The sequence below is a fragment of the Drouetiella sp. genome, assembly GCF_059504425.1.
In genome coordinates this window covers 1-16572 of record NZ_JCACIN010000107.1, presented here as the reverse complement: position 1 = coordinate 16572, position 16572 = coordinate 1, and the positions used below count along the sequence as shown (strand labels likewise).

The window sequence follows — 16572 nt, the reverse complement described above, 5'->3', positions numbered from 1 at the left end:
TGCGTTGATGCTGCCTTTAAAGAGTGTCCTAACGTATGTGCGTAGCGCTATATCCATTCTCAAATGACGTAACTGTAACCTGGGAGCAATTGATTTATTAATCAGTTTCAGATGCTTAAATCGCGCTAAAATCTTTTTCATTGGTTAGATTAGCTCCAAGAGAGCGTTAAGAGGATTTTATGAAGTCACCTAAAGTTCTTGCTTTTGCAAATCAAAAAGGTGGAGCAGGAAAATCTACTGGGTCGGCTCATGCAGCAGATTGGTTCTCTCAAAAAGGTGCATCAGTTGTTTTAGTGGATGCAGATGGGCAGCAGAGCAGTTCCGCTTGGCTACAGGAGCTTGGTTTGCCTTATAAGATTATTAGTGACCCGGAAACCTTATTTGAGTCCTTGCCAAAACTGGCAAAGGAGTACGATGTTGTCGTCGTAGATGGTCCTGGATCTCTGTCCGAAGTGACCAAGGCGATTCTGGCTCGGTGCGACTTGGTACTAGTTCCATCTCGCGAATCCATTATTGACTTACGGAGTACAGGAAAAATTCTCCAATTCATTCGTCATGCTAAAGAGCTGCGCAAGGGGTCTCCTAAGGCAGCTATTTTTCTCAATGCAGTAAGTAAAGGTTCAGTATTGCTACGGGAAGCTCAAGATGCTTTAGGAGATAGCTTAGTCCCTCTACTAGAAACAGTAGTCTACGATCGTCAGTGTATTAAAGATGCACCAGGTCAGGGAAGCACGGTATTTCACATGCGCGGCAAACCTGCTAAAGACGCTGCTGCTAATTATGAGTCACTGTTCAATGAGGCGTTAAAGTTTTTTAATGACAAGTAGACGTAGCTTAAAAGATGCAATTCAAGCTGACTCCGAGTTATCTAATTTTGTATTCGGCGAAAGGGTTGTGCAAAAGATTGAGACAGAAGGTTTGGAGCAACGGGCGATTTTGTCAGCGATTCATCGAACCACATTGCAAAAACGGCGCTACTTCGATCAAGCAAAAATAGAAGAGTGGGCAAGCACTGAAATTAAAGCAAATGGTATTCGATCGCCCCTATGGGTACGTCCTCTGCCGGGGGGAGGCTCTGGCGAGTATGAATTAATTGCTGGCGAACGTCGTTATCGAGCAGCTGAATTTTTAGGTTTGCCTGATGTTCCTATTAGAGTCTTTCCATTAGATGATAAGCAAGCCTTGATGGCATCGCTTGTCGAAAATATGCAACGCCAGGATTTAAGCCCTCTTGAAGAGACAGAGGGGACTCTAGAAGCATTGGCAATGGAATTAGATTACTCAGTGGAGCAAGTCATTAGCTTGCTCTACCAGATGAATAACGCTTCCAAAGGGATGGTTAACCAAAACGTTTTGGTTAGCCCAGAAGGTCAGAAAGTCGAAATGGTTTTTAAGTTTCTAGGACGGCTATCCTGGAAATCTTTTGTTTCTAGTCGTCTACCGCTTTTGAAGAAGCCTCCAGAGATTTTGGATGCTCTCAGAGAAGGGAAAATTGAATATACCAAAGCTATGGAAATAGCTAAAGTTAAGAATGAGCAGTACCAACAGACCTTACTTGAGCATGCTATCTCTGAAGGGCTGTCCTTGAGCGAGATTAAACAGAGAGTTAAAACGCTTCAGCAGCCACTGCGTCTAGAGACAGAGAGTCTGCCTTTGAAGCAAAAGATTGAAGATGTTTTACAGAGGTTCAGAAAAGCCAAAGTTTGGGATGACCCTAAAAAACAGAGGCAGGTGGAAAAGCTGCTGGCTCAAATAGAATCTTTAATGGAAAAGTAGGGCTGTTCGCAGTTTTGAGAATAGTAGGTCTAATTAAGGTCTTGGCTAGCGACAGTTTTTAAAAGGTATAGCTGGCAGTTTGATTTTTAATTCAGTTAAGCAGTTGGAGAGCATAACGTGGAATATAGCAGTTTGCTCAGCGACATTAGTCATGTCAGTGCTTCAACTCAAGCCATAGTTGCACGATCGGTAAATCAGGCGTTAACCATTAGAAATTGGCTGATCGGTGCTTATATCATTGAGTATGAGCAACACGGTGAAGATCGAGCAAATTATGGTGATAAATTAGTCAGGAGTCTCGCAACAGACCTAACAAAAAAAGGGCATCAAGGTCTTTCTCGCAGCAATTTAATCAGCTTTCGCAAATTTGCTTTCACTTATCCAGTCTTGGCAAAAAGCCAGACGCTGTCTGTCCTATTTGAGCTTCTTACAGATACAGCAACTGGAAAAAGCCAGACAGTGTCTAGCTTTTCTGAAATCTTTTTGAAACCTGAGCAGAATGCTGAAGAAGCTTCTTCTACAGGCATAAAAGTACAATTCCCATCATTAGAAGCTCGTATTCCAGAGACAGATCCTTTTGGCTGGAAAGATGAAAGTTACTACCTTAAGCTTTTTCGTACCATGATCTGGTCTAATTTGATGGAGCTTTGTCGGCTCGAAGATCCTCTCAAGCGAACGTTCTATGAATTAGAATGCCTCAAAAGTGGATGGTCAAATCGAGAGCTTAAGCGACAAATAAATAGCTTACTCTACGAACGGATAGGACTGTCTCGCGATCAAGATGCAGTAATGGTTCTTGCTCAAGAGGGGCGTTTAGTCGATAGTCCCTCTATGATTCTACGCGACCCCTATGTGCTGGAATTCCTGGGTTTAGAGGGAAGAGTTACCTATTCAGAGTCTGAGTTGGAACAGGCACTTATCAATCATTTACAAGATTTTATTCATGAGCTAGGTCGGGATTTTTGCTTTATTGAGCGGCAGTTTAGAATTACAGTTGCGAACAAACACTATTTTTTAGATCTCCTGTTTTACCATCGTCGATTGCGCTGCTTGGTTGGGATTGATCTGAAGTTGGGTGCTTTTGAAGCTGCCTATGCAGGACAAATGAATTTATATCTCAACTACCTTAAGCGAGAAGTTGCACTACCTGATGAAAATCCCCCAGTCGGAATTATCCTTTGCTCTGATAAGGATGCAGAAGAAGTTCACTATGCAACGGCAGGCATGGATTCCCAGTTATTCGTTTCACGCTATCTTGTCGTGCTTCCCTCAGAGGAGAGACTTAGGCAGTGGCTACGTGAAGAGCAAGAACGCTTAAAAAACCAAAGATGATTTAATTTTTAGCTAGTCCTTCTTTTTCTACTTAGGGTACATATAAATGAGTAAAAGTTAAGATTTGAGGGTTTAAGTGTACCCTAATTATTTTTGGACTCCCTTTCCTACTAAGCACATTCTCTCGATCTCTACTGTGAGTTATCTGTCTAACGATCGGTTTCACGCAGCTTCATCTTTAAACCAGCGACAGTTTTGTTTGATAAGGTTAGTAGTAATATCTTCGAAGTCACTGTTTTGAGAGATAGAGATCGATAGTTGGAGAAGCAGTTATGAGCACAGACGATTCTCAATACAAACTCAAGGCAGATCACAAAGCAAAATCCCTTATCAAACAAGGAATCGATCGCGCCAACTTTTGGGATGGCATCATGGAGTATGCCTTTCCTCAACAGAGTGAATCATCGGGAACAGTGTCACAATTCTCCAACTATCTGAGTCCTGTAAGCGAGCATAGAAGCCAAATCTTTAAGGGAATCGAGGATAGCCATCCTTTTATTCAAGAGGCGAGAGATAATCTCAACCCCCAACATATTGCTGCTACTGCACACTATCTACAGCATGAATCAAGACTGCTGAATCGGGTCACCACCCAAGTTGCCCAGCATTTGGTGGTTTCTTACCGACAGAAGCTTGTAGAGCAGGGGCATAAATCAGGGAAAAAACCAGTTGAGAAAAATCTTCCCTATTTTGAAATTACAGCGAGTCACGAAGATAGTGTTACTCAGCTAAAAACTAACTTAGACTCAGAAGTTCTACTAAACCGTATTCAAGATTTTATTAAGGAATTATTTGAGAAGAATAATTTTTGGGAAAAGGGTGCTAAGGAAATATGGTCTAATCTTATCTTCTGGGCTATAGAAGAGATGAAAGCAGATCTGGGTGAATCTGCTTTTGCAGCATTTAATCAGGAGACATTTAATCAGGCTCTGTATCGCTATTTGCTAGAGCGAGAATCTAAACTAGTCCAAGACAAAATTACATTTCTTGAAGAATTTTATTCTCAAAGCATTACCCGACGCATTATCCAGGATTTAGACCTGCCTAACTACCCAATACTTGGCTTAGAAACATTACTAGGGATTGTACCAAGCGGCAATAAGAAAACAGTTCCAGCATCCGAAGTTAAACTGGCTAACATGGACGCAATCGTTGCTATCCCAACTGGTTTACCTATAGTCAGCAGTATTTCAGCTCAGCTACAAACTGAGCTATGGAAGCCCGACGACAGCGGCGTTGCTCATTTTCGCTACCGCTCTAAGAATAACCTCAACAACTACTTAGAACACTATATTACAAGCCCTGGAGACATCGAGACACTTCCCTGGGAAGCTGCTGAGCAAATCATCAATAAATTTGGATTCAACACAGTTAAGCTGCAATTTATCCTAGCAGCACACGCAATGCGGCAATCCAGACCTTGGGAAAGCGCCTTTACTCTCAAGGCAACAGATATTATTGACGAGTTAGGTTGGGACAAAAATCATAGCTCTACTTTGTCAGAAAAGCGGAATGAGGTTGCTAGTATTGCCTATGCTTTGTCCTGCTTGCTGGTTAAAGCAGTGTGGGTAGAAGGGCGCGGCAAAATTCAAGTGGATGCAAGTACGCCGGTGGGCAGAATGTGGGAAGTTTTAGTTGATCCACATGGGCAATTTGATTGGACAACTGGCAGGATTGATAAACCAGATGAGATTTACATCACTGTCAGACCAGGATTGTGGACAGCTCATTTTCTTAATCAAGCAGGTAGCAAAGCCAAAGAAGCACTTTATCAGTTTGGCTATCTGGCGCTGAATATTCTTAAACTAGACCCCTATCACGACGAGTTGACGCTAAGGCTGGCAATTCACTTGACGTTAGATGTCCGCATTCGTGCTAGAGACCGTAGCCCTCATGAATATCGAGTTAAGACCTTGTTAGAAGCAGCTATGCCTGAGGCTGCCATACAGGACGCTCGCCAGAATAGTGAGAAGGCTCGATCGCTCTTCAACCGTTGGCACCATGCCTTAAAGCTGCTAGCAGGCTTAGGGTGGCACCCTCATGAAGCTGTTGCGCCAGTTGCTGAAGAGGAACCCATTTTTTATGTTAAGCCCTATCCAGAATGGTTAGAGCCAGATAGCAAGGTCAAAAAACCGAGAGGCTGGATTAATCAATGGCTAGAGCAGAAGCTAGTCATTATACCCCCCGACCCGATTCCTGAACGCATGGCTTCTTTAACTGCTACTAAAAAACAACAGCAAAAGAAGCTGAAACCTTTGCAAGGTGGAGAATTGACTGGTGTACAAGTTAAAGAGGCTCGTAAGTTAAAAAGTTGGACACAGGCTAAGTTGGCTGGAACTTTAGGGATTCACCAAAGCCTAATTGCCAAGATTGAATCAGGCGATCGCCCGATCAGCAGTGAGCTAGAACCTATGCTCCGGCGCACTTTGAATATTTAGCCAGCCCAGAAACAGCGTTGCGTAAAAATTTCAGGCTTTTGATAGCGTCAATTTTTAGGGTTTGCTTGTCATAAATCCCTTGTCATAATCTAAATCTCCTTCTCAAATCAAGCTCAAACGCCGATCTAGCAAGGATTTAGGGGTTATGACAGATTGCTCCAAATGCTCCCATAGAATCTCCGTATGCTCCCATAAACTGACCCGTATGCTCCCATGAATTTTTTTATCAGAGTGCTCTATACAAGGGTTTCAGGACTTTATGACATCTTGATCAGTCTGATCAAGACTGATCAAGCCTCAAGCGGGAAAAAATGAACTTTGTCATAATTCTTGCAAGATATTCTGGGTAGCCTCAGTCAATATCTAATTTCCTAATTATTGGAGGAAGGCATTAATAGTTCTGTTGATCTATATCTTTAAAGTGACAGAGAGCCGGGATCTCAACTCGCCAAAGTTTCCCCCCGACTCCCTAGTTAGTTAATGTCTGCTTTAAGAGAAGTAGTTTCTTGCAATGAAACTACTCAATCGCAGCATTACTTTACTTTGCTACATCCTAGCAAAGGCAGCTAGGTCTGGGCAAACCCATAAACTTGGGCATCACAAATGCGTTCAAGTTTATGAATTTGCTCTAATTGATTCGGCTAAGGTCACTAAAAGTTAACCTGAGTTACTAAATTCAGCTAGCTAGAGTTCTTCCGGCTCCGCCCTACAGGAGCCAAGGATGCTGCTCATTACAAATTCTCTTTCCAAAAAATTCTGTGCTGCTTTCCTTTCAGAACTAGGCTTAGGGAGAGCAGCGTGGTAGTTTTTGCTGGCTTGAAACAATTGCAATACGTTCAAGAGTGGGATGACGAATTCCTTGCTCTCTTTCCACATCGGTTTGACTATATTTACGCGTCACACTCAGAACTTGGTCAACATCCTCAGTGGCAGACTGAGAGTCGTCATCCCTTATCCGATCGCGTCCTCCGCCAAGGTTCTCACTTGTTCGGTGTTCGCTTTGGAGCGCAGACACAGTACTGTTTACTCGATATAGACATCGGTAGCCTCTACCATCCGCAGCAAGATCAGCTGGCAATCGGTCGTATCCTAACAGCACTTGAAGCCATTGGTATTGTTACCCACATCACCTGTACTAGCTCTTACAGTGGCGGTCTGCATCTTTACTTCCCTCTAGCTACAGTCCAAAGCTCTTGGGAACTGGCAACTATTGTTAGTACCCTGCTGGAAAATTCAGGATTTATCCTCAAACCTGGACAACTAGAGGTTTTCCCTAACTCCAAACCTTACCTTGTCGAAGGTACTCCTAGCCTTTTCAATGCCCATCGCTTGCCCATACAAGCAGGCTCTTATCTACTTAACGAAGATTTTCAGCCTATTTGGGGCGACCAGAAAACTTTTGTCACCCAGTGGTATCTGGCTCAGAAAAATAATAATGTTGATGCCAAAACTATTAAACAGATACTCAAACAAGCCAAGCGCAAGCACTATCGCATTTCTGGTAAAGCAGATAAGTTTATCAATGACCTAAACGCCGAGATTGAAACGGGTTGGACAGGAGCAGGACAAACAAATCGTCTGCTGGGTCGCATTACCATGCGAGCCTATATTTTTCAACACTTATTCTCAGGCAGCAACCCCTTAGAGGGAGAAGAGCTTGTTAAGGAAATTGTTAGCACTGCCAAAGCACTACCTGGCTATAGCGAGTGGTGTAATCACCAGCATGAAATTGAAGAACGAGCAGAAGAATGGGCACATTGCATCCAAAACAGCCACTACTTTCACTATGGTGACTCAAAAGGTAAATACAAAACGAAAGAAGAAGTCACTGCCCTAGAATCTACAATTGCTGAACTGCCTAGCTGGAATCAGCAGCAGTCTCAAGCAGCACGAGAGCGAATTAGAAGTGCAATCGCTCAGATGTTAGAAATCAATGGCTTACCCAGTGGTGCGACAGCTAGATTTCATGCATTGACCAGCTTTCATATCAGTGGGAGATCGCTATATCGTCATCGTGACCTATGGCATCCCCAGTATCTTGTGGAAAACCCCCCAGACCCCCCGATCTCAAATGCTGTGTTATTTGATTGTGCTGAGGGCACATCAAATAACATCAGTCCTACAAGCTTATTACATACAACAGGAGATAACCCTAGTACTGATGCAGCTTTGAGCTATCTCTATCCCCTTGATTCTCAGACTAAAGGGGATAATACTCGCGCTGATGAGGGTTCCAGAGATTTAGATTCATCTCATTCCGCTACTCCCCCTTTAGACAAACATAAAAGAAAGCAACTACACTCCTCTCAAAGAGCAACAGTCGCGCCCTACATTCAACCGTTGCTCTTTGATTCTCAATGCTGGTTGGAAGTGACTCAGGAAGCCTCAAAAAGCGCTCAGCAGGCAGTTGATCGTCTTCGTGCTGAAGCGCAGCACACTAACCACGTTGAGCGAATGCAGCAGTATCTAACTTCAGGTGACCCGATTCTGATAGCGGAAGCTTTGGCTTGGGATCAGGTGAATTTAGGAGTTCTTAACCTAGATGTGTTTTTCACATCTCCCTCCCATAGAACTGAAGAGAAGCCTCATTCGGAGCATACTTTCGCGCATGACCTTTCAGATATCTTGGTGGCGATTGCAGTGCAGGTACGACGATTGCAGTGGACACCAGAACAGATGCGAAAGCGAATGATGGTGCGATTGGGTAAATCAAGACAGTCTCTGTTGGATGACTTGGAACTGTTGCAGTGGCTGGAGTGGTTAGAGCAGTTAGAACAGGAGAATCAACCATGAATTAGGGTACATTACAACCTCGTTTTTATCTTTTATTGCAGCTGAAAGGATTTTAAGTAAACCCTAAGTTTTTCCTAAGCTAATTATGCCTCGACGCGCTAATACTCCTAGTCTTTCTTCCAACCTGCAATCGATCGCTGCTCAAGCGCTACAGCTGTCAACTGAAGATCGGGCTGAGTTGATTGCAATACTGCAAGCTTATAATGACGCTGAAGCAGAGGCTCATTTAACGGAGGTAGAGCGAGAACAACGCAAGGAAGAGGCACTGAATCGTCGTGGCATTCGCGGTGGCAGTGGCAGCTTTGAGGACAAGATAATTAATGGCTATGGTCCTTATCGCTACTTACGATACTGGTATGGCAGGACCCATAAAAGTGTTTACCTGGGCAAGGTAAAAGAGTAAGGAGATTTAGGGTGAGAGATAAATTCTAGTTAGGGTACATTTAATGAACTTAAATGAGGTTTTTCGCAAAGATATGCCGTTAAATGTACCCTAAAACTTTTGATTGATGCTGTTCCTATCGGGGATCTCGACTGTAGTGTCCTAAATTTGTTCTGCAGCCAACATCTCCAGCAAGGATTGTCCTAAATTTGTTCTGCAGCCAACATCTCCAGCAAGGATCGTCCAACTCAAACCTGCCTGAAATTTTAGAGAGCATTAAAATAATCAAGCGTTGATTTGCTCCATCAATTGCTAGTTAACATTCTTCAAAGAAGATCGTTTGGTTCAAACTCTAGTGGGTCGTTTGCCTAGAAAATAGCCATTACTAGATCACTAAAGCCAAAATTACCACCTTAGCCAGCTATTTTAAGAATGGCTATCTACACGTCAAATGACCCACTAGCGCTCATAATGACCTGCGATCGGTTATGGAAGAAATACCACAGCTTCCCGAATTGATAGGATTTTTCCTTATAGCAATTTTGATAATATCCTTGTGAGGAGAGAGTAGCTGCCTCATTCCTGGAGATACAGATCAGTCCAAAATAACCATGTAGTGCTCTCTCACTTATGTATCTAAGTGCGATCGCTGAAGTGACCCCCTGCCTTCGAGGCTCCAAACTGGAGTTCCAAGACTTCAAAGGTGGGGTAATGTCTCAGATAAAGTATGCACAGACAGACCTGCTCGGCAATCGACAGAATGGGTTTGCGTCCTTAGCCCCCGCTAAATCTGGATAGTACAATTCGCCGACAACATCCGTTGCTAAATGAAGGCGGAGTAGTTAATTCCCAAGGTTCCTTTAGTCCGTTGAGGATATTTTTGAATATGATCGAGTGGATTTTTCATCTTTGGTAGAGCGGTAAAATCCCGTTCTACCATCTTTTTTTACCACTATTTATATTTCGGACAAGTCTATTGAGGTTTTCCTGAGTTCGCCTGATAATAATGCTGATGCTCTTAAGTTATAAGAATTGGATCTTCCCCATAATTTTGTTGATATCTACTTGTACCCTCATAGGATATCTGGTAAGTGTCTATCAAGCGGTCAATCAGATGCCTCGAATTGACTTGGCACAAATACCTGAAGAAAAAAATCTCTCTAGGTCTGAATTTCCAGTCATTTCAGTTATTATCCCAGCCTTTAATGAAGAAGAAAATATTGAAGATTGCGTTAAATCCGTTCTAATCAGTACAAGGCTTTCTCCAGAGCTACTGGAGGTTTGGTTGATTGATGATCAATCAACCGATCGCACGTTAGAGATTCTTCAAACCTTACAAGCGCAAGAGTCAGAACCTAGATTTAAAATTATTGCAGGTTTGCCTCGCCCCAAAGATCAGCTCTGGAACGGCAAAAACTGGGCTTGCCATCAGGGGGCAGAACAAGCCAGAGGTGACTTTTTACTGTTTATTGACGCAGATGTTCGCCTGAAGCCCAAGGCAGTTTCAGCCGTGGTTCAAACTGCGATCGATCAGCAGCTTGATTTTCTCACCTGTATTCCCGCGATCGTTTCTGGCTCATTGATCGAGTGGTTAGTTCAGCCTTTAATGTTCATCAATGTACTAGTCACATTCAATTCCAAAGCCGTTAAAGATCCAAGAACAAAAACCACTTATGCGTTAGGACCATTTCTGTTGTTTCGAGCAGATGCTTATCATACGATCGGCGGTCACAGAGCCATTGCTGCTGAAGTTGCTGAAGACGTCGCTTTTGCCCGTAAATTAAAGCACAATGGATTTAGAATGCAGCAGATTTTAGGAAGAAACCTTGCGACATTGCGAATGTACCGTAACTGGCGGACTTTGTGGGAAGGCTGGACAAAAGTTTTATACGTCGGCGCAGACCGGAGCGTGCCGCTAATGCTGCTGTTGGCAACCGTCATGCTGATGATCTACACGGTTCCTTGGCTTGGATTTATGATAGCGATCGGGAAAGTTCTCACACATCTCACTTTATTTCATCTGGCTATGACAGGACTGACGAGTTTAGCCATTCTGCTTCAGTTTTGGGTAAGACATTGGGGGTCGCAGGCATTAGGAACTTCTATGAAATATTGGTGGCTGCAAGGTGCGGGTGGAGCCATCATTGCCGTATTAGCGATCGCCTCCATCATTAAAACTGAAACGGGCTGGGGCTGGACTTGGCGCGGGCGTAAGCTGTCTGCCGTTAAAAAAACGTAGCGTCATTTCAGCAGGTCTGTAATTTCTTTGTAGGTAGAAGAGAGGCGCTCGCTCACCCATCGAATCACGAATTGCTGAAACATTGCAGCCACTTCGAGATGGTCTTGCTGGAGCTGTTGCAGGGCGGTTTGAGAGAGGCAATAGAGAGCGCTGGGCTGATTGACGATCGCTGAAGTCTGGTACAAAGCCTGTGAGAAGAAGTCAGTTTCACCCACCAAATTTCCAGCCCCTAGACTTTGGATGCGGTGCGTTTGACCTGATTCAAGTTGCAGCAAAACCGTCACTTCTCCCGTTTCAATCAGATAAAGCGCATGGGCGGCATCTCCTGATTGAAACAGTACCTGTCCTGCTTCTACAGTCAGCTCTTCCAAGTAGTCCATGAACACTGGAATATAATCGGCATTGGGAAATAGCTCGTCAAGCTGGAGGGCAAGCGGCAGAGCGCGACGACGGCGCTGAGGAATCTCCTCTAAAATCTGGTTTTCGCACCATTCAATGCCGCGATCGAGGTCAGGGAAAAGCTGGCAAAAGCGTTCTTGTAAGCAGTTGCCCTGCTGCAACTGTCGCTGGATGGTTGGCGAAACGTTGGTGAAAACAAGATCGAACTGCTGCTGTTGAGCCACTTGTTGGAGCTTGCTGAAGCTGAGGACGGCTGAGGAGTCCAATCCAGTTACAGCCTGAAAGCTGAGAACCACAGATTTCACGGAAGGTAACTGGCGCAGGCGGAGGCGAATCTGCTCAACTAGCTTATTTGCTGTGCCAAAGAAGAGAAAGCCTTGCAGCTCCAGGATATAAATTTGGTTGCCCTCTGTTTGCAAGAACCGACGCTGTTGCCAAGAGCGAGCTGCATGGCTGGGGTAAGTTGCGCCGGAGAGAACATGCTTGGTGACTTTAACCTGGCTGTAGTTGATCACGAAGAGGACGATCGCTACGACCAATCCCACCGCTACTCCTTCTAGCAAACCCACCGCACCAATGACCATCAGGATCAGGACAACCATGAGGTAATCAATTTTAGGCAGCTTGAACCAGGCATCGTATAGCCACTCCACCAAGTAATCAAGTCCCAGAAATAACAGCATCCCCCCCAGCACAGGCTTAGGAAAATAGGAAATAATCGCTCCGCCTGCAAACAGCAGCAGGATGCACAGCAGTGCCTTGAACAGACCCACCATGCGGCTTTTGATCCCAATCTTGGCGTAGCTCAGCGTCGAAAGGCTCAAGGATTGAAACCCGATAATCAGCCCACCTGCCAGTCCAGAAGCAAGATTAGCAGCGCCAGCAGCTTGCAGTTCACAGTTCAGATCCAGGTCTTGTTTCGTCGCCAATTCAATGCCCGTTGCCTTCAGCAACACTGCCAAAACAGTGATCAAGGGAACCGTCAAGATCTGGCCCGTTTGTGCCCCGATCGCCTGCCAGTTAGTCTGCAAGAAACCCGAAAGAGGCAGCGGTTGCCAGAGACCTCCCTCTGGAAAGGGATCTAAAAACAATCCAGAGGTGCGGGCGGTGGCGATCGAGGTATGCGTCACTGCCAGGATGAGATAGAAGAGGGCAATCGCACTCAATATCAATCCCGGCATGATCAGAGCATGGCTGTAGCGACGCAGAATCAGCAAAACCAGGATGGCGAAACCCAGTCCCGGCAGCCATTGAATCAGGTGATTGGGCTGAAACAACTGCGGCAGATGCGCCATGTCTAGGGGAAAATCGGTCATGAGGCTGATCGCGCCCTGAGTCAGAAGCCAGCCTGTCCCTGCCAAAAAGCCGCCCACAACGGGATAGGGAATAAACCGGGGGAAATTGCCGAGTTTCAACCTGCCAAAGACAAAACAGAAAATGCCCGTTAGCAGGTTGATTAAAACGATCGCTGCCATAACGGTAAACAGAGTTTCGGAGATCGAAGCGGCGGGCATTTGAGTGACAATCTGGCTAGCTGTCAAAGCGACGATCGCGGTGGGGGCTTCTTGCAGCGAAGTTAACATGCCAGACAAAGAAGACGTGAGGGCAATAACAATGCTAGTGATTGCCACTGACAGCAGCGCTAATCCAATCCCTGTCGAGGCGTAAGGAGACAGCACGCCTGAAAAAATTAGGGCGGCAAAGGAGATCGCATAGATGGCATCGATAATCGTAGCGACTAAACCCATCGTCAGGTTAGGCAACAGTCGCCTTAGCTGAAATTCCTCGCGTAGCTGCCTAATGAGCTGTTTATCCTGCAGTTGCATTTTAGAAGAAGGATGCATCGACCTGTCAAAATTGTGTAGCTTAACGTTACCATTTAGCGGTTCAGATGTTGTGCTATCACCTGAGTAAATCCGTGATTTCTTTGTACGTAGAAGAGAGGCGATCGCTTACTACTCGAATCACGAACTCTTGAAAGGTAACCGCCACCGCTGGTTTTTCCTGCCGCATTCGCTGTGCTGCATCCCAAGACAGGCGATATAAGGTGCTAGGCTGATCGACGATCGCTGCAGTAGAGTGAGGAGTTCGCAGGTAAAAAGCCATTTCACCCAAGAGATTGCCAGCTCCAAGACTTTGAAGAACCTGTCCCTCTGCCGATTCTGACCAGAGCGTGACTTGTCCTAATTCAATCAGATAAATTGCATCAGCCGCATCCCCTGGATGGAACAAAACCTGTCCAGATTCCAGGTCTAGTTCTTCTAAATAGTCGATAAATTCTGAGACATGATCGGCATTTGTAAACAGGCTATCGAGCTGCAGCGCTAAGGGTAAAGCGCGCCGTCGCCTCTGAGGAATCGCCTCTAGAATCTGGTTCTCGCACCATTCAACGCCGCGATCGAGATTAGGGAACACCTGACAGAGATTGTCTTTGGCTGACAAAATACCGTCCTGTTGAAGCTGTTGCTGAGCAGTTGTCGATAAATGCGTAAAGACCAGCGTGAACTGATGCTGTTGGGCAATTTGCTTCAGCTTGGTGAAGCTAAGCACGGCTGAAGAGTCTAGCCCTGTGACCGATCGAAAGTTAAGGATGATAAACTTGGGGGGCACATTGCCTAACTGCTGCCGGATGCGATTGAGCAATTTATGAGCAGTGCCAAAAAACAGAAAGCCTTGCAGTTCCAGAATATAAATCTGGTTGCCTTCTGTCCGTAGCAGCCGAGATTGCTGTAGTGATCTTGCCGCATGGCTGGGATGATTAGCTCCAGAAAGTACGTGCCTGGTGACACTAATCTGGCTGTAGTTGATCACAAAAAGGACGATCGCTACCCCCAAGCCAAACCCTACACCCTGCAAAAAGCCGATCGTCACCATAACCCCCAAAATCAGCACGACTAAGCCATAATCGGCTTTAGGCAGCGTGAACCAGGCATCGTATAGCCATTCTTTGAGTAAAGATAGCCCCAGAAATAGCAGCAGGCTCCCCATAATCGGCAGAGGAAATAAAGACAGCAGCGAGAAACCCCAAATCAGAATTGCCGCATACAATATGACTGAAAGTAAGCTAGCCAGGCGGTTTCTAGCGCCCATCTTGTAGGCAAGGATGGTGTCAGACAGCACTGGATAGCCCGCAATGCCGCCCACCATTCCTAAAATTAAGTTGGCGCTCCCGGTAGCCTTTAATTCACGATTGAGGTTGATATCTTGGGCTGTGGTTAATTCAATTCCGGTTGAGTTGAGCAGAACAGAGATAGCTGAAAGTATGGCGATCGTCGCTATGTTCCCCCACTGCGCCAATACAATTCCTCCATTAATCTGCGTCAAGGCTGTCAGGTTGAAAAACCGCCATTCTCCCTGAGCTGACGATTTGAGTAACCAACCTTGGGCAATGGCTGCGTCCATTGAAGTCTGGGTGAGAAGCAATCCTAGAGAGAACAGCCCGATCGCCGCTATCAAGGTGATAGGAATTGCTAAAGCATGGGTGGAACGAGACGAAATGATTAGCAAGATGACTGCAAGGGTTACCCCTACTAAGCATTGACTTAAAGGTCGGAGCTGAAACAAGTCAGCGAGGTTAGAGAAATTGAGAGCAATATTGGTCATGACTTGGATCGCTCCATGCACCAATAGCCAACCTGCACCCGCCAGAAATCCGCCAATTACTGGGTAGGGAATAAACCGAATCAATTCACCAACCTTGAAAAAGCCCAGGAGAAACAGGAAGGCACCCGTAACTAAAGAGGTGAGGGCGATCGTTCCCATCACCGTGACGAATAAATCTTCTGGCGTGGATGAGGGCGGCATTTGGGCAGCGATCGCAGCAGCACTCAACCCCAAAATGGCACAGGGTAGGGCATCAATATCGGCAACCATGCCGGGATAGGAACTCATGAATCCAATGATCGCTCTGAGAACCATGCCGCTGAGTAGGGCAATCGCAATACCAGCAGGCAGATAGTCAGCCAAATCTCCTGTGAAAATCAGCATGACAAACGAAACTGAGAACATTGCCCCAATTATGCCGACGACTAAACTGACCAAAGCGCTAGGTACTAATTGAAGTAATAACTGGCTGATCAGTAGGCTGATGCTAGGCTTATCAGACACTTTAAATTGCCTCCATTTACTCAGGTTGCGAAGCGATGAGTCGCTCAATAATTTCAGTTCGCTCTTGCAGAAGCATCGTGATTTCTTGTATTGCCTGATTGAGCTGAGTCGCCAGAGATGCCAGTAGATATTCAGCAAAGACCGTCCTACTGAAGTAGCTCTCCGACTTGCCTGTAGGTGAGAGTTAGGCGATCGCTGAGCGTACCAATCACAAACTCTTGAAAGGTAGCCGCTATTTCAGGATGCTTTTGCCGCATATCCTGTGCCGCATCTTGAGACAGCCGATAGAGCGTGCTGGGTTGGTCAACAACGGCTGATGTCGGGTGAGGAGCGCGAAGATAAAATTCCATTTCACCCACCAGGTTGCCAGCCCCCAGACTTTGCAGACGGCGAGTTTGGTTTGTTTCCAGGGCTGACGAGAGGGTTACTTCTCCTACCTCAATCAAGTAAAGAAAGTCAGCCGAGTCTCCTTGACCAAACAAAAGCTGTCCGGCTTCCAAGTCTAGCTCTTCCAGGTAATCCATAAACCCTGAGATATGAGCAGTATTTGTAAACAAGTTGTCGAGCTGTAGAGCCAGGGGCAGCGCGCGCCGTCGCCGCTGAGGAATATCCTCTAAAATCTTTTCTTCACACCACTCAATGCCGCGATCAAGGTCAGGAAAGACTTGGCACAGCGCGTCTTCGGCCTGTAAAACGCTACCCTGCTGTAGCTGCTGCTGAATTGTGGGCGACAGGTGCGTGAACACCAGAGTGAGCTGCTGTTGCTGGGCAATTTGCTTAAGCTTGGTGAAGCTGAGAACGGCTGAGGAGTCCAGTCCGGTGACGGCACGGAAGCTAAAGACTAAAAATTTTAGAGGCAACAAGTCAGGATGGCTGAGCCGTTGACGGATTTGATTTAGCAACTTATTGGCCGTGCCAAAGAACAGGAAGCCTTGCAGCTCCAGAATATAAATCTGGTCACCTTCTGTTCGCAAAAGCCGACTTTGCTGAACCGATCGCGCCGCATGACTGGGGTAAGCTGCTCCTGAGAGCGCGTGTTTGGCAACTTTGACGTGCGCTCCTTAACCTTCACTGTACTCTAATGACAATGATGGCAATCCAAACGA

At 45.7% G+C, this 16572-nt stretch carries 11 protein-coding genes; 7 read left to right on the top strand and 4 right to left on the bottom strand.

The annotated features are described in order from the left end of the window. Positions 1-179 precede the first annotated feature (179 nt). The 6 genes from AC5JMP_RS24140 to AC5JMP_RS24115 all read left to right on the top strand — a co-directional run bounded on the left by AC5JMP_RS24140 (position 180) and on the right by AC5JMP_RS24115 (position 8742). A complete protein-coding gene (locus AC5JMP_RS24140; protein ID WP_495854050.1) occupies positions 180-827 on the top strand; it encodes an AAA family ATPase in 648 nt (215 codons plus the stop codon). Further along, positions 817-1776 carry a ParB/RepB/Spo0J family partition protein gene (locus tag AC5JMP_RS24135; protein WP_495854049.1) on the top strand — a complete coding sequence of 320 codons (960 nt, stop codon included), beginning with the start codon at positions 817-819 and terminating at the stop codon, positions 1774-1776. The genes AC5JMP_RS24140 and AC5JMP_RS24135 overlap by 11 nt, the downstream gene beginning before the upstream one ends. 117 nt (positions 1777-1893) lie before the next feature. After that, positions 1894-3108, top strand: a complete 1215-nt coding sequence (locus AC5JMP_RS24130; protein ID WP_495854048.1) for a PDDEXK nuclease domain-containing protein — start codon at positions 1894-1896, stop codon at positions 3106-3108. Positions 3109-3719: 611 nt separating this feature from the next. Continuing rightward, entirely contained in the window at positions 3720-5546 is a 1827-nt protein-coding gene (locus AC5JMP_RS24125; protein ID WP_495854047.1) for a helix-turn-helix domain-containing protein, read from the top strand. Between the two features lie 798 nt (positions 5547-6344). Continuing rightward, complete coding sequence (locus AC5JMP_RS24120; protein ID WP_495854046.1) at positions 6345-8339, top strand: hypothetical protein; 1995 nt, start codon at positions 6345-6347, stop codon at positions 8337-8339. Between the two features lie 85 nt (positions 8340-8424). Next, complete coding sequence (locus AC5JMP_RS24115; protein WP_495854045.1) at positions 8425-8742, top strand: hypothetical protein; 318 nt, start codon at positions 8425-8427, stop codon at positions 8740-8742. Positions 8743-9357: 615 nt separating this feature from the next. Here AC5JMP_RS24115 and AC5JMP_RS24110 read toward each other — a convergent pair. Next, positions 9358-9474, bottom strand: coding sequence for a transposase family protein (locus AC5JMP_RS24110; RefSeq protein WP_495854051.1), 117 nt, complete (start codon positions 9472-9474; stop codon positions 9358-9360). Between the two features lie 361 nt (positions 9475-9835). Between AC5JMP_RS24110 and AC5JMP_RS24105 the strand changes: the two genes are divergently transcribed. Beyond that, complete coding sequence (locus tag AC5JMP_RS24105; protein ID WP_495854044.1) at positions 9836-10960, top strand: glycosyltransferase family 2 protein; 1125 nt, start codon at positions 9836-9838, stop codon at positions 10958-10960. Positions 10961-10962: 2 nt separating this feature from the next. Here AC5JMP_RS24105 and AC5JMP_RS24100 read toward each other — a convergent pair whose 3' ends face one another. The 3 genes from AC5JMP_RS24100 to AC5JMP_RS24090 form a co-directional block, all read right to left on the bottom strand. Continuing rightward, the gene (locus tag AC5JMP_RS24100) at positions 10963-13185 is read right to left on the bottom strand and encodes a SulP family inorganic anion transporter (RefSeq protein ID WP_495854043.1); all 2223 of its coding nucleotides are present in this window, start codon (positions 13183-13185) and stop codon (positions 10963-10965) included. A gap of 76 nt (positions 13186-13261) precedes the next feature. Continuing rightward, positions 13262-15466 carry a SulP family inorganic anion transporter gene (locus AC5JMP_RS24095; protein WP_495854042.1) on the bottom strand — a complete coding sequence of 735 codons (2205 nt, stop codon included), beginning with the start codon at positions 15464-15466 and terminating at the stop codon, positions 13262-13264. A gap of 146 nt (positions 15467-15612) precedes the next feature. Next, on the bottom strand, positions 15613-16440 hold the full coding sequence (locus tag AC5JMP_RS24090; RefSeq protein WP_495854041.1) for a Crp/Fnr family transcriptional regulator: 828 nt from the start codon (positions 16438-16440) through the stop codon (positions 15613-15615). Positions 16441-16572: the final 132 nt, after the last annotated feature.